Origin of the sequence: Sphingomonas sp. MS122 (assembly GCF_049532975.1) — a bacterium.
In the GTDB taxonomy this organism is placed as follows: domain Bacteria; phylum Pseudomonadota; class Alphaproteobacteria; order Sphingomonadales; family Sphingomonadaceae; genus Sphingomonas.
In genome coordinates this window covers 1,721,411-1,742,390 of the sequence record NZ_CP186695.1, presented here as the reverse complement: position 1 = coordinate 1,742,390, position 20,980 = coordinate 1,721,411, and the positions used below count along the sequence as shown (strand labels likewise).

The following is a 20,980-nucleotide window of genomic DNA, read 5'->3' as shown; positions in this document are numbered from 1 at the left end:
AAGGCAGATGATCGACCGGCGAAACCTGATCGGCGGTGCCCTCGCGGGCGTCGGCCTTGCCATGCTCCCCACCCGGGCCGCAGGCGACCCGCTCGCGCCCTATCGCACGCCGTACAAGCATCCGAGGCTGATCCTCGGCGGCTCGGGGGTGAAGGGCAGCTTCGACGAGAAAGCGGTCGACTGCCCGTTCGTCTTCTCCGCGAACGGCAAGTTCTACCTCACCTATGTCGGCTTCGACGGCACGGGCTATCAGACGGGCATCTGCGAATCGCGCGACTTGGTGAACTGGAAGCGGCTCGGCCTGATCATGGCGCGCGACCCCAATGATCCGGTCACGCGCCACAACATCGCCTGCGCCTCGATCCTGCGCGAGAACGACCTGCGCAGCCCGGCGCGGCTGGTGAAGGTCGACGGCCACTATGTCGCGGCGTGGCACGCCTATCCCAGCCCCGGGTACGAGGAAGGGCCGGCGGTGATCGGCCTCGCCTTCAGCAAGGACTTCATGAAGTGGGAGCGCGGACCCGTGATCCTGCGCGCCGAGGACGGCGCCGAATGGGAGCGCGGCGGGCTCTACAAGCCCTATCTGATCAAGGCCGGCGACACCTTCCACCTCTACTACAACGCCAAGACCAGCGGCTCGCCGTGGAAGGAGCAGACCGGCCTCGCCATCTCCAGGGACTTGAAGACGTGGACGCGCCACCCGGCGAGCCCGCTGCTGGTCAACGGGCCCAAGGGCTCGCCCGACGACCGCTTCGCCAGCGACCCGGTCGTGGTGACGCATCAGGGCAAATGGGCGATGTTCTATTTCGGCCTGTCCACCGACGGCTTCGCGCGCGACCTGATCGCGCTCGGCGCCAGCCCGACCGCCTTCACCAAGTCGAGCGAGGTGCTGATCGACGTCGGCCCGCCCGGCTCCATAGACGAGAAATACGCCCACAAGCCCGCGGTGATCTGGCACGATGGCGCGCTCTATCACTTCTACTGCGCGGTCAGCGGGAAGTGGCCGAACGACGTGCGCGGGCTGGCGGTGGCGCGGTCGAAGCCGTGGTGAGGTGAGGCAAGCGACTTTGCCCCGCCTCAGTCCGCCCCTTGCAATGTTGGAATTCGCCTGCTGCACTTCCGACTGCCGGAGTCCCGCCGCTGGAGCTTGTCCCGGCCGCTCTTTGAACCGTGGAACCCGCCGTGCGAACCCGTCAACTTCGTCAACGCCGCACGTCCGCGCGATAGCGTAAAGTTAGTGTCAACTTTCGGCGCGCGAGCCTCGATCGCTTCCCCTGGCCCCACTATCGGGTCCAAAATGCCATATGCGATTGCCGCCGTGCCGGGGAGGATCAAGCAGCCCCTTCTACCGCCCGCACCCCTGCCGCAGCACCACCGGCAGCGCGGTCTGCGCCATCGCCGTATAGCCCGCATCGTTCGGATGCAGGTGATCCCCGACCTGCCACGCCAGCCGCATCACGCTCGGTTTGCCGGGCTCCTGCATCGCCGTGTCGAAGTCGATCACCGCGTCATACTGCCGGGCATTCTCGCGAATCCAGCGATTGACGGCCCGGCGCCGCTGCTCGCCTGAGGCGTCGGCATAGGCCGCGCCCTCATAGGGCAGCAGCGTCCCCACGATCACCTTGAGCCCCGCCGCCTTGGCGCGCGCCAGCAGCTGGCGGTGCGCGGCGATGATCTGCGCCGCGCTCGCTTGCTCATGCGCGCGCGCCGGATCGGCGATCTTGCCGATGTCGTTGATCCCCTCGAGCACCACCACATGCGTCACCCCCGGCACGCCCAGCACGTCGCGCTCGAAGCGCGCCAGCGCATTCGGGCCGCGCCCGTTGCTGAGCAGCCGATTGCCGCTGATCCCGGCATTGGCGACCGACCAGCAGCGCCCGCGCGTGTTGGCCGCGAGCAGCCGCTGGAGCTGATCGGGCCAGCTCATCGCCTTGCCCTGCGTCGCGCCCGCGCCTTCGGTGATCGAATCACCGAATGTCACGAGCACGCGGTTCTCGCGGCTGCCCGTCACCTCGACGCCGGAGACGATGCCCGACGCTCGCGCCCGCCTGGCGTCCGCCAGCACGACCGCCCCGGTCTGGTTGCCCGGCGCGACATCGACCATCTGCGCATGCGCCGCGGCCTCGCTCTCGCCGGCATAGTGGACGGAAACGGCGAAGCGCTCGCCCGCCGCGACCGGGAAGTCGACCGGATCGCTGAGATACGGTGCGCGGCCCGGGATGATCACCTCCGCAGCACCTGCAAAGCGCAATGGTTGCAGGCTCCCCGGCACCGGCACGCCTGCGGCATCGAGCCGCACGATCGACGCGCCGCCCAGCTTCAGCGGCGCATCGCCCAGCTCGTTCGACAGGCGGATGCGCAGCGTGCGCCCGGCGATCCCGGCGCGTACGACCTGGCGCACCGTCTCGTCGCGATACGGCCGGCCGAGCCCGTCGCGGATCTTGGGCTCATAGCCGATCGGCGGCGCGGTCCACGCCGCGATCCAACGCTCGGGGGCGGCCGCGCCGATCAGCAGCAGCGCGGCGGCGGAGGCGAGGAGCACCCTCATTTGAGCTGGAACAGCGCCACGCCGTGCGCCTTCACCTGGCCGTCCGCCCAGTCGCCGCTGAGGAAACGCGCGCCCTTGGGCGGCGCCAGCGGCCGTGCGCCGCTGCCATGGTTGATCACGATCATCACGCGTTTCCCGCCTCCCGCACGTTCGCTGATCTCGAGGTCGGCATGCGCGCCGGGCACGAGCGGCGCGATCTTCGCCTCGCCCAGCAGCCGAGCCGCCAGCGCCTGCATCGTCGCCGGATCGAGCCACGCGCCGAAATAGGTGATCGTTCCGCGCCCCACCTTGCGCGTCACCACCGCCGGCTTGCCGTCGAGCCAGCCGCCGGGATCGGTATAGGTCGCGAGCACGCGCACGTCCGCCGCGTCGGGCCGGATGTCCTCGGCCCAGATCGCGACCTTGCCCTCGCCCAGCTCGCCCTTGATCCCGACCGGCACGTCCAGCGCATAATATTGCTCGACCGTCGCGCCGAGCAGTTTCGCGAGCGGCCCCGGCTGGCGCTGCGGCCACAGCGCATTGGCGTCGTCCTTCATCCCCGAGCGCGGCCCGAGCACGAGATGCCCGCCGCCCCGGACATAGGCCGCAAGCCGGTCGGCCTGCGCCTGAGTCACGACGTTGAGGTTGGGCGCGACGACCAGCGGATAGGCCTTCAGCTCGGCATCGGGCGAGACGACATGCACCCCCTGGCTCTGCACGCGCAGCGGGCGGTAGACATCAGTGAACGCATTGACCGGATCGAACTCGCGATGATGGCGCTGCAGGTCGATTGCCCAGCGGCTGTCGTACGACCACAGCATCGCCACCTTCGCCACCGGCCCGGTGTCCGCCAGCAACGGCCCGACGGCGGTCAGCTCCTTCGCGATCTGTACGATCTCGGCATGGATCGGATTGGGCGTGCCGTCCTGCCCCACCACCGCGCCGTGATAGGTCTCCTGCCCGTTCCGCGCCGGGCGCCATTGCCAGTAGAGCACGCCGTCCGAGCCGTGGCTGACCGACTGCCACGCCAGCTCGCGCACCTGCCCCGGATCGAGCGCGCGGTTGACCGGCACCCAGTCGACCCGCCCGGGCTGAGTCTCCATCAGCCAGAAATTGCGCTGCTTGTAGCCGCGGACGAGGTCGTGATTGGCGCCGTTCGCCACCCAGTCGGGCCGCCCGTCGGGGATGTAATTGTCCCAGCTCGCGATATCGAGATCGCGGTGCATCACGAAATGGTCGAAGCCCGCGTTCCAGAACATCGTGTTGGTGGTGATCCACGCGCGCGCGTCGATCAGCGGCCGGATCGCGCGCGCCTGGTTCTGGACGTAATCGGTCCAAACTGCGGTGGTGAAATGCCGGAAGTCGAGCAGCAGCCCGGGATTCTGCTGCCCGGTCTGGCGCAGCGGCACCTGGTCGAAGCCGTTGTAGGATTGCGACCAGTACTGCGTCGTCCAGCGCCGGTTGAGCTCGTCGATCGTGCCGTAGCGCTGCTTCAAAAACGCGTGCCACGCCGCGACCGATTCCGCGTCCCACGACGGCGGCCCGACCTCGTTGTCGATCTGCCAGCCGACCACCGACGGATGCTTGCCGTAGCGCTTCGCCATCTCCACCGCGATGCGGCGCGAAAGCTCGCGATAGCGCCGGCTCGCGAAGGAGAAATGCCGCCGCCCGCCGTGGCTCGCGCGCTGGCCGTTCTCGTCCACCCGCAGCGTGTCGGGGTATTTCTGCGTCAGCCACGCCGGCGGCGCCGCGCTCGGCGTGCCGATCACCACCATGAAGCCGCGCTTGACCGCCGCCGCGATCGCACGGTCCATCCAGGCGAAGTCGAACTTGCCTTCCTCGGGCTCCATCCGCGCCCAGGCGAACTCGCCGATGCGCACGGTGTTGAAGCCCGACGCCTTCATCAGGTCGAGATCGACCTCCCAGCGCGCCTCGGGCCATTGCTCAGGATACCAGGCGACGCCGACCGCGATCGCCGGCTTGTCCGCGAACGCGGTCGCGCGGTTGGGAAAGACGGTCTGCGCCGAGGCCGCAGGGACCAGCGCCAGCGCGGCGGCGGCAGCGAGGAGGGTCGTCCGCATCACTTCCCCCCGCGCTGCAGCACTGCGACGCCCTCGACGGGCAGCGCCACGCTCGACTTGGTGCCGCTCGCGAGGATGTCGGTCATCGGCTCGGGCAGCGTCACGGTCTGCGCCGTGCGTCCATGGTTGATCAGGATGACGATCCGCCGCCCTTGCCCCTCGCGCGTCATCAGCTCGACCTCAGCCGGCACGGCGAAGTCGCGCGCCACGCCCGCGCCCGCCAGCGCGCCGTCGATCAGCGCCTTCATCACCGAATCGTCGACCAGCGCCCCGACATAGGTGATGCGCCCCTTGCCGACCTTGCGGCTGATCACCGCGGGCTTGCCGTCGAGCCAGCCATTGGCCTTGCCGTAGCGCAGCAGCGTCTCAGTATCCGGCGCGCTGGTCGAGAGCTGCTCGGCCCAGATCGTCGCCCTGCCAGCATTTTGGCCGCCGCCGACCTCGATCGCCTCGTCGAGCGCATAATATTGCTCGACCCGCCCGCCGAGCAGCTTCGCCAGCGGCCCCGGCTGGCGCTGCGGCTCGAGCGCGTTGTACGAATCCTTCATCCCCGAGCGCGGCCCGAGGATCAGGTGCCCGCCGCCGCGGACATAGTCCGCCAGCCGCTTCGCCGTCGTCTCGCTGATGATGTTCAGGCTCGGCGCGACGACCAGCTTGTACCCGGCGAGCGGCGCCACCTCCGCCTCGACGATGTCGACCGCCCCCAGCGCATCCTTGAGCGGCTGGTAGTAATCGAGCAGCACCTCGATCTGGTCATAGTCCTTGTGGTGCAGCTGGAAATCGATCGCCCAGCGGCTGGCATAGTCCTGCAGCACCGCGACCGGGGACACCGGATGCGTGCCCGCGATCGCCGGCGTCGCCTTGGCCATCTCGCGCCCGATCTGCTGCACCTCCGCATAGACCGGCACCGGCTTGCCGTCGGCGCCGACCAGCGATCCGTGCAGCGTCTCCTGCCCGTTGAGCGCGTTGCGCCACTGCCAGTAGAGGATGCCGTCCGATCCGTGGCCGATCGCCTGCCACGCCATGCGCCGCGTCTCGCCGGGATAGAGCATGTTGCTCACCCCCGCCCAGTTCACATAGCCGGGCTGGATCTCCATCACCCAGAAATTCTTGCGCTTCCACCCGCGCACCAGGTCGTGCGTCGCGCCGTTGCGATAGGGCTTGAGATGCCCGCTGCCGACGTAATTGTCCCACGAGGTGAAATCGAGGTCGCGATTGGCGGCATAGCGGTCGAAGCGGTTGGCCCAGCCCAGCCCGCCGAAGTTCACCGTGATGAACTGCGACGGCGCGGCATGCGCGCGGATCGCGTCGAGTTGGTTCTTGTGGAACGCCACCCATTGCCAGGTGATGAAGCGCTTCATCTCCAGCATCCAGCCGGGATTGGCCTTGTCGTTGCTGAACGGCACCTGCTCCCACGCGGTGTAGCTCTGCGACCAGTACTGTGTGGTCCACGCGTCGTTGAGCTTGTCGAGCGTGCCGTAGCGCTGCTTGAGCCAGGCGACCCACGCCGCCCGCGCCTCGGGATCATAGCTCTCGTCGGTCGGCTCGTTGCCGATCTGCCAGCCGATGACATTGGGCTCCTTGCCCAGCGCCTGCGCCATGCGCGTCACGATCTCGCGGCAGAAGTCGCGATAGCGCTTCGACGAGATCGAGAATTGCCGCCGCCCGCCATGGCCGACCTTCCGGCCGTTGCTCTGGATCTGCGAGACATCGGGATATTTCTGAGTCATCCAGGCGGGCGGCGTGTCGCTCGGCGTGCCGATCACCGCCTTGATGTCGTATTTGGCCGCGAGCCGCACCGCGCGGACCAGCCAGTCCATGTCGTACTTGCCCTCTTCGGGCTCCATCCGGCTCCAGGCATATTCGCCGATGCGCACGACATTGGCGCCATGCGCCTTCATCAGCCGCAAATCCTCGGCCCAGCGTTCCTCGGGCCATTGCTCGGGATACCAGGCCGATCCGAGCCACAGCCTGTCGAACTGCTGCTGCCCCTCCGGCGCCCCGGTCTGCGCCAGCACAGGCGCCGCGGGAACGAGGCTGGCCAGCGCCAGCGCGATCGCCATTCGCTTCACGCGGTCGCCGCCTTCTGGTCGAAACCCTTGGAGCTGTCGATCAGCGCGAACAGCCCCGCCGCGATCAGCACCATCAGCGCGATGCCCTGCACCGGCAGGTCGTAGCTGCCGGTGCCCGCGATGATGTAGCCGGTCGCCACGGTGCAGATGAACCCGCCGAGATTGCCCAGCATGTTCATGAATCCGGTCGCGGTGCCGCCGTAGCGCCCGCCGATCGACATGCACATCGCCCACGCCGACGGCAGCATCAGGTCCATCACGGCGAAGCTCGCCGCCGCCAGCACGACCACCGCGGTCTTGTCGGGCGTCAGGCTCATCGCCAGCAGCAGCGCCGCGGTCACGCTCAAGCACACGCTGGTGATGAGGCGGTAAGCGAGCTTGAACCCGATCCGCGCGCCCAGCCGGTCGCTCACCACCCCGCCGATCAGGTTGCTGACGATGCCGAGCAGGAACGGGATCGCGGCATAAAGAGCCATCTCGGCCGGGGTGAAGCCGCGGCCGTTGGTCATCCATTGCGCGAACCAGCCGAAGAAGAACCAGCTGCCGAACGCGTAGAAGAAATAGGCGATGCCGATCAGCCAGAGCTGCGGCAGGCCGAGCAGCTTGCCCCACGGCGTGCCCGAATGGCCCGCGCCGGCATCGTCGCCGATCTCGGCCACTTCCTCCGCCGTGATGCCGGGCTGCTCGGCCGGGCGGTCATGATACCAGCGCCACCACAATATCGCCCAGACGAAGCCGACCAGGCCCAGGATCACGAACACCATCTCCCAGCCGAGATGCGTGTTGAGCGGCACCAGCAGCAATGGCGCCAGCGCACCGCCGAGCCGGCTCGCCGCCCAGATCACGCCCTGTCCCCGCGCGCGCTCGCGCTTGGGGAACCAGCGATAGAGCACGCCCGACATGTTGGGATAGGCGCCCGCGGCGCCGAGGCCGAACAGGAAGCGCGCCGCGGTGATCTGCCAGAAATTGACGCAGGCCGCGGTGATCGCGGTGAAGAACGACCACCACACGGTGATGCGGGTCAGTTCCTTGCGATAGCCGTAGCGGTCGCCGATCGCCCCCGACGGCACCTCGAACACCGCGTAGGCGAAGGTATAGGCGCCGAGCACCCAACCCCATTGCGACGGCGTGAGGCCGAGGTCCTTCTGGATCGCAGTGCCGGTGACGGCGATCGCCATGCGGTCGATGAAGGTGATGACCGAGAGCGCGGCGAGCAGGCCGAGGACGACATGCCGCTTCTTCATTTGCCCAGCCCCTTGAGGACTTCGGCCGCACGCAGCATGCCGAGCGCGGGGCTCGACAGCACCGGCGCCTTGACCGCGCCCTCGGGCAGGCTCGCGACGACGCGTGCCATCGACGCCTGCGCCAGCACGATCGCGTCGACATCGGCCAGCGCGTTGGTCAGCGCCTCGCCGACGATGCGGTCATGCGTCGCGCCGTCGCCCTTCATCACCGCCTCGAACGCACCTTCGCACAGATGCGCGACCAGCTCGATCTCCTTGCCCTGCTCGGCCGCGACGCGGCGGACGAGGTCAGCGGTCGGGTCGAGCGTGGTCGAAAGCGTCGCGACCACGCCGATCCGCGTCGCGCTCGCCACCGCCTGCTCGGCCATCGCGCGGTCGACGCGCAGCACGGGCTGTTCGTAGAGTTCCGCCGCCATCTCGACCGCGCGGCCGATCGACGAGCAGGTCACCATCGCGACGTCGCACCCGGCGTCGAAGGTCGATCCGACCAGCCGGATCACCTGGCGCATCGTCGACTTCTGGAGATGCCCCGCGGCGATCGTGTTCTTGATCGTGCTCTCGTCGACGAAGTGGAGGATGCGCACATCGGGCATCACCCGCGCCGCGATCTCGTTGAACACGCCCGCCAGCATCGGCGAGTTGTGGACCAGTCCCAGCGTCGGCATCGCAATCCTCTCGATTATCTTGTGAATTCGTATGTGCCCGCGCCGACTTCGAAGCGGGTCGATCCTTCATCCTCGCGGGCGTTACTCACGCCGCGCCAACCAATGCCCGGCAGTTCGACTTCGGCGATCGTGTTGGCCGGCACGGTCAGCGCGAACCGCTTCAACCCGTCGCCATCGCCGCCGGTCTCGGTCGCGATAAGTCCGACCGGTGAATCGAACCGCGCCTCAACGCGGCCAACCTCGGGCAGCCACACCGGCCGCACCGCGATGCGGCGGAAGCCGGGTGCTGCGGGCGCGATCCCCGCCAGCCGGCGATAGAAGAACCCGACCACCGCGCCGAAGGCATAATGGTTGTAGCTGTTCATGCTGAGGTCGCCGGTGTCGCCGTTCCAGCGCTCCCACACCGTCGTCCCGCCCTGCTCGGTCATGTAACCCCAGCTCGGATAGCCGGTCTGGAGCAGCAGGCCGCTGACTTCCTCCCACAGCCCGGCATCGGCGAGCACGTCGAGCAGGTAGGGCGTGCCGAGGAACCCGGTCGACAGCTTCATGCCGCGCCCGCGAATCTCGTCGGCCAGCACCTTCGCGGCGGCGGCGCGGCGGTCTTCCGGCACCAAGCCGAAGGCGAGCGAGAGTACCTGGCTGGTCTGGCTGCCATTGCCGCACACGCCGTCCGCGCCGACGAACTCGGCGGCATAGGCGTCGACGATCGCCGCGTGCAGCGCGCGGTAGCGGACCTCGTCAGCGTTACGCGCGGTCGCCGCCGCCATCTCGGCCATCAGCTCGGCCGACCACGCCCAATAGGCGGTCGCGCAGAGGATGCGCGGCGTGGTCTCGTCGTCGGGCTTGATCGCATCGACCGACAACCAGTCGCCCAGGTCGAGCCCGCGGTCGTTGCGCCAGACATGGTCGGGATTGCTGCGCGCGACATAGGCCATCCAGCCCTCCATCGCGTCCCAATTCTCGTCGATCACCGCGGTATCGCCATAGCGCTGCCACAGCTGCCACGGCAGGATGATCCCCGCCTCGCTCCACCCCGCCGTCACCACGTCGGGGAAGGACAGGGGCTGCGGCACCACGATCGGATAGGCCCCGTCGTCGCGCTGCGCCGCGCGCGCCTCGAGCAGGAAGCGGCGGATGAAGGGATCGACCTCCATGTTGAACGCGGCGGCGTCGAGGAACACCTGGATGTCGCCCATCCAGCCCATGCGCTCGTCGCGCTGCGGACAATCGGTCGGCACCGCGAAGAAGTTGCTGCGCTGGCTCCACAGCGCGTTGTTCCAGATGCGCTGGAGCAACGGCGCATCGTGGAAGGTCATCCGGCCGACCTCGCGGCACGCGCTATGGACGATCACGCCCTCGATGTCGTCGGAGGTCGGCGTGCCGGGATAATCCTCGATCTCGACGTAGCGAAAACCGTGATAGGTGAAGTGCGGCTCGAAGCTCTCGACCTTGCCAGTCCCCGCCAGCACGAACGTGTCCGTCGCCTTGGCGAGCCGCAGGTTGGAGAGGTCGGCGGTGCCGTCCGCGTTGAGCAACTCGGCGAACTTGGCCGTGATCGTCGTCCCCGCCGGCCCGGCCGCCCGGACGCGCACCCATCCGGGAAAATTCTGCCCGAAATCAAACACGTAATGACCCGGTACCGGCTCACTCACCGACACCGCGCGCCGCGTCCCGGTCCGCTCGAGCAGCGGGGAGGTCTGCGCGATGATCGCCATGTTCGGCGCAACGCCGATCTTCGCATCCGACCAGCCCGAGGCGTCGAACCCCTGCGCCGACCAGCCCGGCACGATCCGCCGAGCGTCGAACGTCTCGCCGTCATAGATCTCCGACTTGAGGATCGGCGACGCCGCGATCTTCCAGTCCGGCCCGGTCGTCACCCAGTCGTGCGAGCCGTCTTTATAGTCGATCCGCAGCATCGCCCGGAACCGCCGCGGCGCGGGTCCGAAGCCATAGCGCTCGATCCGCCAGCCAAAGGGCGAGGCATAAAAGCCGTCGCCGACCACCGCACCGAACGCATTCACGCCCTGTGCGATCAGGCCGGTCACGTCGTAGGTCTGGTAGAGGATATGACTCTTCGCCACGGTGATCTCGGGCGCGAGGATCGCCTCGCTCACCTTCTGCCCGTTGATTCGCGCGTCATATGCCCCGAGCGCCGTCGCGTAGAGCCGAGCGGATACCACCGGCTTCGGCACCTCGAACCGGGTGCGCAGCAGCATCGCCGGCTCGCTCGGCCGGGGATCGCCCTGCGCCCAGCTGGTGCTCGGCACGACCGGCGCCCAGCTGCTCGCGTCGTAACCGGTGTCAGTCCAGCCTTGCGGCGCATCGGGCATCACGCAGAAGGCGTTGCCCGTAATCCGCTCCACGCTGCCGTCCGCACGGTGCAGCCGGATCAGGGCGGCGAATGCGCCGCCATCGACCGGGAAGAAGCCGGTCGTGTCCGCCTCGACCAGCGCACAGACGCTGTTGCGGCCGGGCTTCACCTCGCCCGCGTACGGCCCGAGCGTGCCCCAGAAGGGCAAATAGGTGTCCCAGTCGAAATGCCAGTCCAGCGGCGACTTGGCCCCGTTGACCCACACGCCGCGCAGATGATCCTTGCCGGCGATCAGCACTTCCGCCGAGACCAGATCGGCCGGCGCATCGAAGTCGAGCCGGAAGGCATGCGGCCGCGCGTCGAGCGAGGTCTCGCTCCATACCCAGCTCACCCCAGCAGCACGATCGGCGGCGGCGAATTCGTCTTCCGCCTCGATCCAGTCGCCGCGCCAGTCGTCCGGCGACAGCAGCCCCGCCTCGAACCAGGCCGGGTCGGAAGTCGCGGCGCCATTGGCTTCGACCGTCCACCATACGCGCTGCATCGAGGCCAGCGCCGGACCGCCATAAGCGACATCGAACGTCGCATCGCTCGCGACCTCGCCGCTGTCCCACAGCAGCTCGCCCGCCGCCAGCGCCGCCTCGCTCGCCGCAGCGCGGATGCGATAGCTGGTCTGGTGCGCCGCCTCTTCGATCCGCCACGACAGGCGCGGATGCCGCACCTCCGTGCCGAGCAGGTTCACCGTATATTCGGCACGGAGATCAGTGACGCGCATGGCCTAGAGCTCGAGCCCCAGCCGGTAGATGCGGTTGGCATTGCCGCCGAACAACGCCGCCCGCTCGTCCGCGCTGAAATCCGCGGTGATCGCGTCATAAGCGTCGAAATGCTTGTCGAAGCTGCCGAAGAGCTTGTCGGTCGGGAAGTTGCTCGCGAACATCGCGCGCTCGGTCCCGAACAGCTCGATCGTCTCGAGCACATAGGGGCGAGCCTGCGCCTCGTCCCACGGTCGCCAGGTGAAGCCCATGCCCGAGATCTTTACCGCGACATTGGGCAGCGCCGCGAAGCCGGCCATGCCGCGCCGCCACACGTCCCAGCCGTCGGGATCGCCGGGGATCGCCATGCCGGTATGGTCGAGGATCACCTGCGTGTCCGGATGCCGGGCGATCAGCTCGGCGAGATGCGCGAACTGCCCGGGATAGGCCTGCAGGTCGAAGCTCAGGTCGAACTTCCTGAGCAGCCCGAACCCGCGCTCCCACGCGTCGCTAGTGGTGACATCGGCCGGCGAGTAGCTGCGCACCGGATCGGGATGCCAGTTGATGATGTGACGGATGCCGCGCACGTTGCGATGCCCGGCATGCGCCGCGAGCAGCGCCTCGACCCCCGGCTCGTTGAGCGCCGCGAACGGCACGATCCCCGTCGGCAGGCCACGCCCGTCGGCCATCGCCTGCAACCACTGCGTCTCCTTGAGCGCGTCTTCGGGATGTGCCCCAGCGTCGATATGCACGATCCCGCGCACATCCCATTTGCTCGCGTCCGCCAGATAGGCGTCGAGCGGATAGTCGACCGCGATCGGCTCGACGCTGCCGTTGGGGCCGTCATCGCTGAACGGCCCCGTCAGCCACGGGTAGCGGATATGCGCGAGGTCCCAGAGATGGACGTGCGGATCGACGAGGGGCGGGCGCCCAAGGGACTCAGGGGCGGCCATCTCAGAAGGTCGTCCGTCCGCCAGACGTGTCGAAGGTCGAGGCAGTGGTGAAGCTGCACTCCTCGCTCGCCATGAAGCAGACCATGGCGGCGCTCTCGTCGACTTCGCCAAGACGGCCCATCGGGATCTTCGAGCGCATGTAATCGACCTGGCTCTGCGGCAGCTGCGCGAGGATCGGGCTCTCGAACGTCGCCGGGGTCAGCGAATTGGCGATCACGCCCTTGCCCGCGAGCTCCTTGCCGAGCGACTTGGTGAGACCGATCACCGCCGCCTTCGACGCCGAATAGGCGCTGGCGTTGGGATTGCCTTCCTTGCCCGCGACCGAAGCGATGTTGACGATGCGGCCATAGCCGTTCTCGAGCATCAGCGGCACGATCGCGCGATTGCAGTAGAACAGCCCGTTGACGTTGATGTCGAACACGCGCAGCCAGCTGTCGACCGGATACTCATGCACCGGCGCGGTCGCCCCGGTGATGCCGGCCGAGCAGACCAGCACGTCGACCTTGCCGCCCAGCGCTGCGGCACTTGCCCCGGCCGCGGCCTCGACCGCCGCCTGGTCCGACACGTCGAGCGCCTGCACGTCGGCCGCCCCGACTTCGTCCTTCGCCGCGGCGAGATTATCGGCGCTGAGGTCCCACAGCGCGACCTGCCCGCCCTCGGCGACGATGCGCTTGGCCACCGCCTTGCCGAGGCCCGACGCGCCGCCGGTGATCACCGCCGTACGCCCGGCGAAACGGCCCGCATAGGGAGTCACGGGCGCGCTCACTTGGCCGGCGCCCATGCGACGAAGTCCTGGCGCTGCTCGCCGAGCTTCTCGATGCCGAGCTCGACCACGTCGCCGGCCTTCAAATACCAGGGCTCGGGCTTCTGGCCGAGGCCGACGCCCGGCGGGGTGCCGGTGGTGATCACGTCGCCCGGGAGCAAAGTCATGATCTGCGAGAGGTAGGAGACGATCTGCGCGACGTTGAAGATCATCGTCCTGGTGTTGCCGTCTTGGACCTTCTTGCCGTTGACCGACAGCCACATCGACAGGTTCTGCGGATCGCCGACCTCGTCGGCCGTCACCAGCCACGGGCCGATCGGACCGAAGGTCGGGAAGCCCTTGCCCTTGTCCCAGGTCATGCCGCGCTCGGCCTGCCAGTGGCGCTCGGACACGTCGTTGACCACGCAATAGCCGGCGACGTGGTTCAGCGCGTCGGCCTCCGACACATAATTGGCTGCGGTGCCGATCACGACGCCGAGCTCGACCTCCCAGTCGGTCTTCTTCGAATCCCTGGGGATCGTCACCGGATCGTTCGGACCCTGGATGCAGCTCACCCACTTGTTGAACACCACCGGCTCCTCGGGGATCGGCAGGTTCGATTCATGCGCGTGGTCGACATAGTTGAGGCCGATCGCGACGAACTGGCGCGTGCCGGCGACGCAGGGGCCGTAGCGCACGCCGTCCTCGACCAGCGTGAGCGTCGTCGGATCGACCGCGGCAAGGTTCGCCAGCGTTTCCTTCGACAATGTCTGCGCGTCGATATCGGCGACATAGTTGGACAGGTCGCGGATGCGGCCATCGGCGTCGATCAGGCCGGGCTTCTCGGCGCCGGGGGTGCCATAACGGCAGAGCTTCATGTCGGGTCCTTCAGTCTGAGAATCAGTTGGCGGGATAGGGTCGGTGTAGTGCGATGTTTTGGTTGAGGGTGACGCCGAAGCCGGGTTTGTCGAGTTCGGAGGCGCGGATGCGGCCGTTGCTGGGGACGGGTTCGCCGAGGAGCTGGGGGGCGAACATGGGGACGACCTCGGTGGGACCGGGGTGCATCATCAGGAACTCGGCGAAGGGGGAGTTGTGGCGGGTGATGACGAAGTGGTAGCTGTAGACCGACGAGCCGTGGGGCACCATGAGCACGCCGCGGCTGTCGGCATAGTTGGCGATCTTGATGAGCTCGGTCACCCCGCCGCACCAGCCGACATCGGGCTGGATGATGTCGCAGCAGTCCATGTCCATCAGCATGCGAAAGCCCCAGCGGGTCGCCTCATGCTCGCCGGTGGTGACGAGCAGGCCCTTGGGTGCGTTCTGCTTGAGCGCGGCATAGCCCCAGTAATCGTCGGGCGAGAGCGCTTCCTCGATCCACTTCAAGCCGCACTCGTTGTACGCGCGGTGCGCGAGCCGGGTCGCATAGTCGAGGTCGAGGCTCATCCAGCAATCGAGCATCAGCCAGAAATCGTCGCCGCACTTTGAACGCATGTCGGCGAGGTCGGCGATGTTCTTGTCCAGCCCCTCGAGCCCTTCGGCCGGGCCATGGTGCAGCGGCAGCTTGCCGCCGATGAAGCCCATCTCCCTGGCGAGATCGGGCCGCGCGCCGGTGGCGTAGAATTGCAGCTCGTCGCGCACCGCGCCGCCGAGCATGTGGTAGACCGGCTCGCCCCGCAGCTTGCCGAGCAGGTCCCAGATCGCAAGGTCGACCCCCGAGATGGCGTTCACCACCAGCCCCTTGCGGCCATAATATTGGGTCGAGAAGTACATCTGGTCCCAGATCTTCTCATATTCCGCCGGGCTGCGCCCGATCAGGAAGCGCGACAGATGCTTCTCGACGATGAAGCAGGCCGGCTCGCCGCCGGTGGTGACCGCAAAGCCCACCGTGCCGTCCTCGGCCTCGAGCTCGACCACCAACGTGCCCAGCACGTTGATCCCGAAGCTTTGCCGCGACTGGCGATACTCCGGATAGCGCGACATCGGCGTCGCGATGTGATCGTCGATCCAGTGCCCCTCGCCCTGGTCGTGATAATCCGCACCACCCCCGCGCACCGTGTACGCCCGCACTTGCCTGATCCTGGGAAGACCCACGAAATTCCCTTCTTTCATCGTGCCGTACCCGCATCATCGAGTACCAGCACCCAGTCATTGCCCGCCTTGGTCTCGCCCGGCGGATCGAAACGCCGCTCGCCGCGATTGGCGAACGTGCCTGCGGGCGTGAATTGGCCATCGCGCGGCGAATACCATTGCGCCTTCACCTGGCGGCCGCTGATCGCGCCGAGCTTCATCGTGAACGGGCGGCCGGTATAGGTGTAGGCGAAGGCATAGGACTTGCCCCGGCTCGCCATCACGCGGTCGTAGCGCACGCCATTGTCGACGATCAGCGACTGGTCGGGCACGCGCTCGAGCATCGGGCGCGCCTCGATCAGCGACCGCAGGTGCCGCATCTGGTTCGCGCCCGGCGCCTCGATCGCCTTGTCCCAATGCAGGTTCGGCTCGAAGTTCGCGGTGTCGGCACCGGTCAGGAAGAACTGCATCACATGGTTCTCGCCATAGGTGTGGCCGAACGCGCCCGCCATCACCGCCCACCAGCCATAGCGGCGAACGTCCGCCGCCTGCCAGCGCGGCTGGTTCGGCTCGTGCAGGCCGTGGGGGATGTTCTCGTAGCTAGGCTCGCCGTCGATCGTCGGCTTGGGCCGGGTGCGCGCCAGATCCTGCTCGACATAGCGCCAATTGTCCTCGGCGATCGCGTTGGCGCCTTCCTGCGCGTAACTGCGATGGCCCGACTGGAACATGTTGAAGTCGAGCCACGGCGCCTGGTGCCATTGCCATGACGAGGTGGTGCGGCCGATGGGGTGGAAGGTCATCAATTGCCTGGGCGCGATCCGCTTGATCGTGGTGCCGAGCGCGTCCCACACGGCATTTCGCATCTCGGAGCGCGTGTCGCCGCCGTTGAGCCAGACCACATTGGGCGCCTTGCCGTAGCGCTCGGCCATGAAGCGGCCATAGACCGGGGCGTTCTTCTCGTGGAGCTGCCGCTCCATCGCGAGATCGCCCCAGGCCGGCACCAGCGCGAGATACATGCCGTGCGCCTGCGCACGTGCGACCACCCAGTCGAGATGATCCCAATAGTCATATTCGCCGGCCTTTGCCGGATCCTTGCCCGGCGTGGTGCGCGGCCGCCCGGGGTCGCCGTCGACCAGCGCGGGCGCATCATAGCGGCTGGTCATCTTGTTGGTGTGGAGGACCATCACTTGGACGACGTTGAAGCCCTGGCGCTTGCGCGTGGTGAGATAGTGCTCGGTCTCGTCGCGATCGAGCCGGCTGAGCAGCAGCCAGGCGGTGTCGCCCAGCCAGAAGAAGGGCTTGCCGCCCGCCTCGAGGTAGCGGTGATTGGCCGAGACGCTGAGCGGCGGGGTCTGCGCCATGGCGGGCGTCGCCGCCAGCGCCGCAAGTGCGGTCAGCAAAAAACGCGCCCCAGAAATTCCCGATGGCATCCCCCAACTCTCCCAAATCTGCCGAAGGCACGGCCGGTCCTGCGCGGGACTCGAAGTCCGACAGCCGCAGATTCTAAATATAATAGTACTAATCGGTCAAGCGTTTCGATGCGCCAGGGCGGCCGGCGCGGGGCCGCCCGTCGCCCAGTCGAGCAGCTCGATCACATGCACCACCGGCGTGCCGCTGCGCTGGCCGATCTGCATCGCGCAGCCGACATTGCCGGTGGCGATCACATCGGCCTGCAGCCGCTCGAGATTGGCGGTCTTGCGGTCGCCGAGCCTGCCCGCGATCTCGGGCTGAAGAATGTTGTAGGTGCCCGCCGACCCGCAGCACAGATGCGCCTCGACCGGGGTGCGCACGACATAGCCCGCCGCCGCGAGCAATCGCCTGGGCGCCTCGGTCACCTTCTGCCCATGCTGCAGCGAGCAGGCGGAATGATAGGCGACGGTAAGCCCGCGCCCGTCGCCGCGCGGAAGGTCGGCCTCGACCAGCAGTTCGGAGATGTCCCTGGCCAGCGCCGACACCCGCGCCGCCTTGTCGGCATAAGCCGCGTCATTGCGCAGCATGAAGCCATAGTCCTTGATCGTCGTGCCGCAGCCCGATGCGGTGACGACGATCGCCGCGAGCCCCTCGCCCTCGATCTCGCGGGTCCAGGCGTCGACGTTGCGCCGCGCGGCATCGAGCCCGTCGGCCTCGCGCCCCATATGATGCACCAGCGCGCCGCAGCAGCCCTCGCCCGCCGCGAACACCGCATCATAGCCCGCGCGGTTGAGGAGCCGCACCGCCGCCGCGCGGTACTCGGGCTTGAGCACCGGCTCAGCGCAGCCCTGGAGCAGCGCGACACGGGCTCCGGCTCCGGGCACGGTCGAGTTCTTCGCAGCCACCGGGGCCGGCACCCGCCTCGGCGCCATCGCCAGCATCGCCGCCAGCGGCTTCACCCCGGCGATCAGCGGCGCGAACGGCCGGCCGAGCTTCGCCAGCGTCAGCGCGGCGCGGAACCGCGCGGGATAGGGCAGCACCCATGCCAGCACCTGCCGCATCGCGCGCTCGTGCCAAGGGCGCTTGTAGTTCTCGTGAATATACGCCCGCGCGTGATCGACCAGGTGCATATAGTTCACGCCCGACGGACAGGTCGTCATGCATGACAGGCACGAGAGGCAGCGGTCGACATGCTTGACCGTCTCCGGCCCCGGCTTGCGCTGCTTCTCCAGCATGTCCTTGATCAGGTAGATGCGCCCGCGCGGGCTATCGAGCTCGTCGCCGAGCAGCACATAGGTCGGGCAAGTCGCGGTGCAGAAGCCGCAATGCACGCATTTGCGGATCACGCCCTCGGACGATGCGGTCGCCGGATCGGCAAGTTGCCCGGGGGTGAAGCTGGTCTGCATCAGAAGCGCCCCGTGTCGAACACGCCGTCGGGGTCGAAGGCGCGGCGCACACGGGCCTCGATCGCCGCCAGCGCGGCGGGCTGCGGGTGAAGCGCTGGAATGCTCGCGCGCACCGCCTCGCTCGCGCGGACCAGCGTCGCATGCCCGCCCGCTGCCTCGGCCGCGGCGCGGACCACGGCGGGATCGGCGTTGCTCGCCAGCCAGATCAGACCCCCCGCCCAGTCGAGCAGCCACTCGGCCCCGGGCAGCGCGGCGACCGCACCGGGCGCCTTGCACGGCGCGACGCTCAGCCGCCACAAGGGCCATTCACGCGGCAACGGCACGGCACCGCGAACCGCCAGCCACAGCGCGTCGCCATCCTCGAGCGCCTCGAATTCCGGCAGCATCGCCGCGCGTGCCGCGACCGATTCCGCGAAGCCATCGAGCCGCAGCGCGGTCACCGCTTCGCCGTGCCAGTCGGGCAGATGCGCCGCCGCGGTCACCTCCGCCGCCGATCCCAGCGCGCGCGCCATCGCCGCGACCGCGCCCGTAGCGTCCAGCCCGCGCATCGCCAGCGTCAGGCGGGTACGCGGGGCGGGCAGCACCTTGAGCGTCAGCTCCGTCAGCGCCGCGAGCCGCCCCCAGCTCCCCGCCATCAGCTTGGGCAGGTCGTAGCCGGTGACGTTCTTGACCACCTTGGCCCCGGCGACGAAGCGCTCGCCACGCCCCGACACCGCAGTGAAGCCGAGCAGATGATCGCGCGCGCCGCCGCGCGACAGCCGCGCCGGTCCGGCCACGCCCGCCGCGACCACGCCGCCGATCGTCGCGCCGCCGTCGCTGCCGAGCATCGCGCCATGATCGAACGGGTCGAACGCCAGCATCTGGCCTTCGCTTGCGACCAGCGCCTCGACCTCCGCCAGCGGGGTTCCGGTGCGCACGGTCAGCACCAGCTCGGGCGGATCGTAATCCACCACCCCGGCGAACCCGCGCATGTCCACGATCTGCGCCTCGCACGGTGCGCCGATCGCATCCTTGGTGCCGCCGCCGCGCAGACCGAGCTTGGTGCCAGTGGCGCGTGCATGGGCCACGGTCGAACAAAGCGCGTCGATGGAGTCAGGGCGGATCATTGCCCTCTACTTTCGTCACCCCGGCCTTGTGCCGGGGCCCACCGCGCCGCAGCCGTTGCCGCCCGAAACGAAGCGTGGCGCGGGCGGCCGAGTGGACCCCGGCACAAGGCCGGGGTGACGGTATGTGTGGAGCGGGGCACCGTGCCCATCAGAAGCGCGGCAGGTCCGGGAACGGCACCTGCCCGCGATGCACGTGCATGCGCCCGAGCTCGGCGCAGCGGTGCAGCTCGGGGAACATCTTGCCGGGGTTGAGCAGCAGTTCGGGATCGAACGCGCATTTCACCCGCTGCTGCTGCGCCAGATCTTCCTTGGAGAACATGGTGTGCATCAAGTCGCGCTTCTCGACCCCGACGCCATGCTCGCCGGTCAACACCCCGCCCACCTCGACGCACAGCTTCAGGATATCCGCCCCGAACGCCTCGACCTTCTCCAGCTGCCCCGGCTGGTTGGCGTCGTAGAGGATCAGGGGGTGGAGATTGCCGTCCCCGGCATGGAACACATTGATCACGCCAAGCCCGTACTGCTCCGACAGCGCCGTCATCCGCGTCAGCACCTCGGGCAGCCGCCGCCGCGGGATCGTGCCGTCCATGCAGTAATAGTCGGGCGACGCCCGCCCCGCCGCCGGGAAGGCTGCCTTGCGCCCGGCCCAGAACGCCACGCGCTCCGCCTCGTCCGCCGACGCGCGCACCGACACCGCGCCGTTCGCCCGTGCGATCTTCTCGACTTCGCCAGTCAGATACCCGCACTCCGCGCCCGGCCCGTCGAGCTCGACGATCAGCAGCGCCTCGACATCGAGCGGGTAGCCGACGTTGACGAACGCCTCGGCGGCATGGATCGCCGGCTGGTCCATCATCTCCATTCCCGCCGGTATGATCCCCGCGGCGATCACATCCGCGACGCAGCGTCCGGCGCCCTCGACGTCGGGAAAGCCGATCAGCAGCGCCTTGGCCGTCTCGGGCCGCGGCAGGATGCGCACGGTGACCTCGGTCACCACGCCGAGCAGGCCCTCCGACCCCACGATCACGCCGAGCAGGTCGAGCCCGGCGGGCTCGAGCCCGCGCCCGCCCAGACGAACCACCTCGCCCTCGATCGTCACCAGCTCGACGCCGAGCACGTTGTTCGTGGTGAGCCCGTACTTCAGGCAATGCACCCCACCCGAATTCTCGGCGACATTGCCGCCGATCGTGCAGGCGATCTGGCTCGACGGGTCGGGCGCATAGTAGAAGCCCGCATCCTCGACCGCGCGGGTGATGGCGAGGTTGGTGACGCCCGGCTGCACCACCGCAACGCGATCCTGATAGTCGATCTCGAGCACGCGGTTGAACTTGGCCATGCCGAGCAGCACCCCGTCCGCCAGCGGCAGCGCGCCGCCCGACAGCGAGGTGCCCGCGCCGCGCGGCACCACCTTCACCCGGTTGGCGTGGCACCAGCGCAGCACCGCGGCGACCTGTTCGACCGTCTCGGGCAGCACCACCACCAGCGGCACTTGGGCATAGGCGGTCAATCCGTCGGACTCGTAGGGCCGCAGCGCCTCGGCGTCGTCGATCACGCCCTCGCCGGGGACGATCTTCCGCATCGCCGCCACGATCTCCGCCCGCCGCGCCAACGTCGCGGCATCGGGAACGGGCATGACGAGCGACACGCGAG

At 68.4% G+C, this 20,980-nt stretch carries 15 protein-coding genes; 1 reads left to right on the top strand and 14 read right to left on the bottom strand.

Going from position 1 to position 20,980, the window contains the following annotated elements:
* The first annotated feature begins 7 nt into the window (after positions 1-7).
* Positions 8-1,051 (top strand): hypothetical protein, encoded by a 1,044-nt coding sequence (locus tag ACO227_RS08345; RefSeq protein ID WP_423606812.1) that lies wholly within the window; start codon positions 8-10, stop codon positions 1,049-1,051.
* Between the two features lie 294 nt (positions 1,052-1,345).
* Here the strand turns inward: ACO227_RS08345 and ACO227_RS08340 are convergent, their stop codons facing one another.
* From ACO227_RS08340 to ACO227_RS08275, 14 genes are all read right to left on the bottom strand, one after another.
* Positions 1,346-2,548, bottom strand: a complete 1,203-nt coding sequence (locus ACO227_RS08340) for an SGNH/GDSL hydrolase family protein (protein WP_423606810.1) — start codon at positions 2,546-2,548, stop codon at positions 1,346-1,348.
* The gene (locus tag ACO227_RS08335; protein ID WP_423606808.1) at positions 2,545-4,608 is read right to left on the bottom strand and encodes a beta-galactosidase; all 2,064 of its coding nucleotides are present in this window, start codon (positions 4,606-4,608) and stop codon (positions 2,545-2,547) included. The genes ACO227_RS08340 and ACO227_RS08335 overlap by 4 nt, the downstream gene beginning before the upstream one ends.
* Positions 4,608-6,671, bottom strand: coding sequence for a beta-galactosidase (locus tag ACO227_RS08330; protein WP_423607310.1), 2,064 nt, complete (start codon positions 6,669-6,671; stop codon positions 4,608-4,610). Before ACO227_RS08330 ends, ACO227_RS08335 begins: the two co-directional genes overlap by 1 nt.
* A gap of 5 nt (positions 6,672-6,676) precedes the next feature.
* A complete protein-coding gene (locus tag ACO227_RS08325; RefSeq protein ID WP_423606806.1) occupies positions 6,677-7,924 on the bottom strand; it encodes an MFS transporter in 1,248 nt (415 codons plus the stop codon).
* A complete protein-coding gene (locus ACO227_RS08320) occupies positions 7,921-8,589 on the bottom strand; it encodes an aspartate/glutamate racemase family protein (protein ID WP_423606804.1) in 669 nt (222 codons plus the stop codon). The genes ACO227_RS08325 and ACO227_RS08320 overlap by 4 nt, the downstream gene beginning before the upstream one ends.
* Before the next feature lie 14 nt (positions 8,590-8,603).
* Positions 8,604-11,672: a family 78 glycoside hydrolase catalytic domain gene (locus tag ACO227_RS08315; RefSeq protein ID WP_423606802.1), complete on the bottom strand. Its 3,069-nt coding sequence runs from the start codon at positions 11,670-11,672 to the stop codon at positions 8,604-8,606.
* 3 nt (positions 11,673-11,675) lie between these two features.
* Positions 11,676-12,602, bottom strand: a complete 927-nt coding sequence (locus ACO227_RS08310) for an amidohydrolase family protein (RefSeq protein WP_423606800.1) — start codon at positions 12,600-12,602, stop codon at positions 11,676-11,678.
* Position 12,603: 1 nt separating this feature from the next.
* Positions 12,604-13,356, bottom strand: a complete 753-nt coding sequence (locus ACO227_RS08305; protein WP_423607308.1) for an SDR family NAD(P)-dependent oxidoreductase — start codon at positions 13,354-13,356, stop codon at positions 12,604-12,606.
* An 8-nt stretch (positions 13,357-13,364) separates the two neighbouring features.
* Positions 13,365-14,222 (bottom strand): fumarylacetoacetate hydrolase family protein, encoded by an 858-nt coding sequence (locus ACO227_RS08300; protein WP_423606798.1) that lies wholly within the window; start codon positions 14,220-14,222, stop codon positions 13,365-13,367.
* A gap of 22 nt (positions 14,223-14,244) precedes the next feature.
* Positions 14,245-15,453, bottom strand: a complete 1,209-nt coding sequence (rhmD, locus tag ACO227_RS08295) for an L-rhamnonate dehydratase (RefSeq protein ID WP_423606796.1) — start codon at positions 15,451-15,453, stop codon at positions 14,245-14,247.
* Entirely contained in the window at positions 15,450-16,811 is a 1,362-nt protein-coding gene (locus tag ACO227_RS08290; protein ID WP_423606795.1) for a glycoside hydrolase family 140 protein, read from the bottom strand. Before ACO227_RS08290 ends, rhmD begins: the two co-directional genes overlap by 4 nt.
* Positions 16,812-16,937: 126 nt before the next feature.
* Entirely contained in the window at positions 16,938-18,227 is a 1,290-nt protein-coding gene (gene glcF, locus ACO227_RS08285; RefSeq protein ID WP_423606793.1) for a glycolate oxidase subunit GlcF, read from the bottom strand.
* The gene (glcE, locus tag ACO227_RS08280; RefSeq protein ID WP_423606791.1) at positions 18,227-19,333 is read right to left on the bottom strand and encodes a glycolate oxidase subunit GlcE; all 1,107 of its coding nucleotides are present in this window, start codon (positions 19,331-19,333) and stop codon (positions 18,227-18,229) included. The genes glcF and glcE overlap by 1 nt, the downstream gene beginning before the upstream one ends.
* A 148-nt stretch (positions 19,334-19,481) precedes the next feature.
* The gene (locus ACO227_RS08275; RefSeq protein WP_423606790.1) at positions 19,482-20,975 is read right to left on the bottom strand and encodes an FAD-linked oxidase C-terminal domain-containing protein; all 1,494 of its coding nucleotides are present in this window, start codon (positions 20,973-20,975) and stop codon (positions 19,482-19,484) included.
* Positions 20,976-20,980 lie beyond the last annotated feature (5 nt).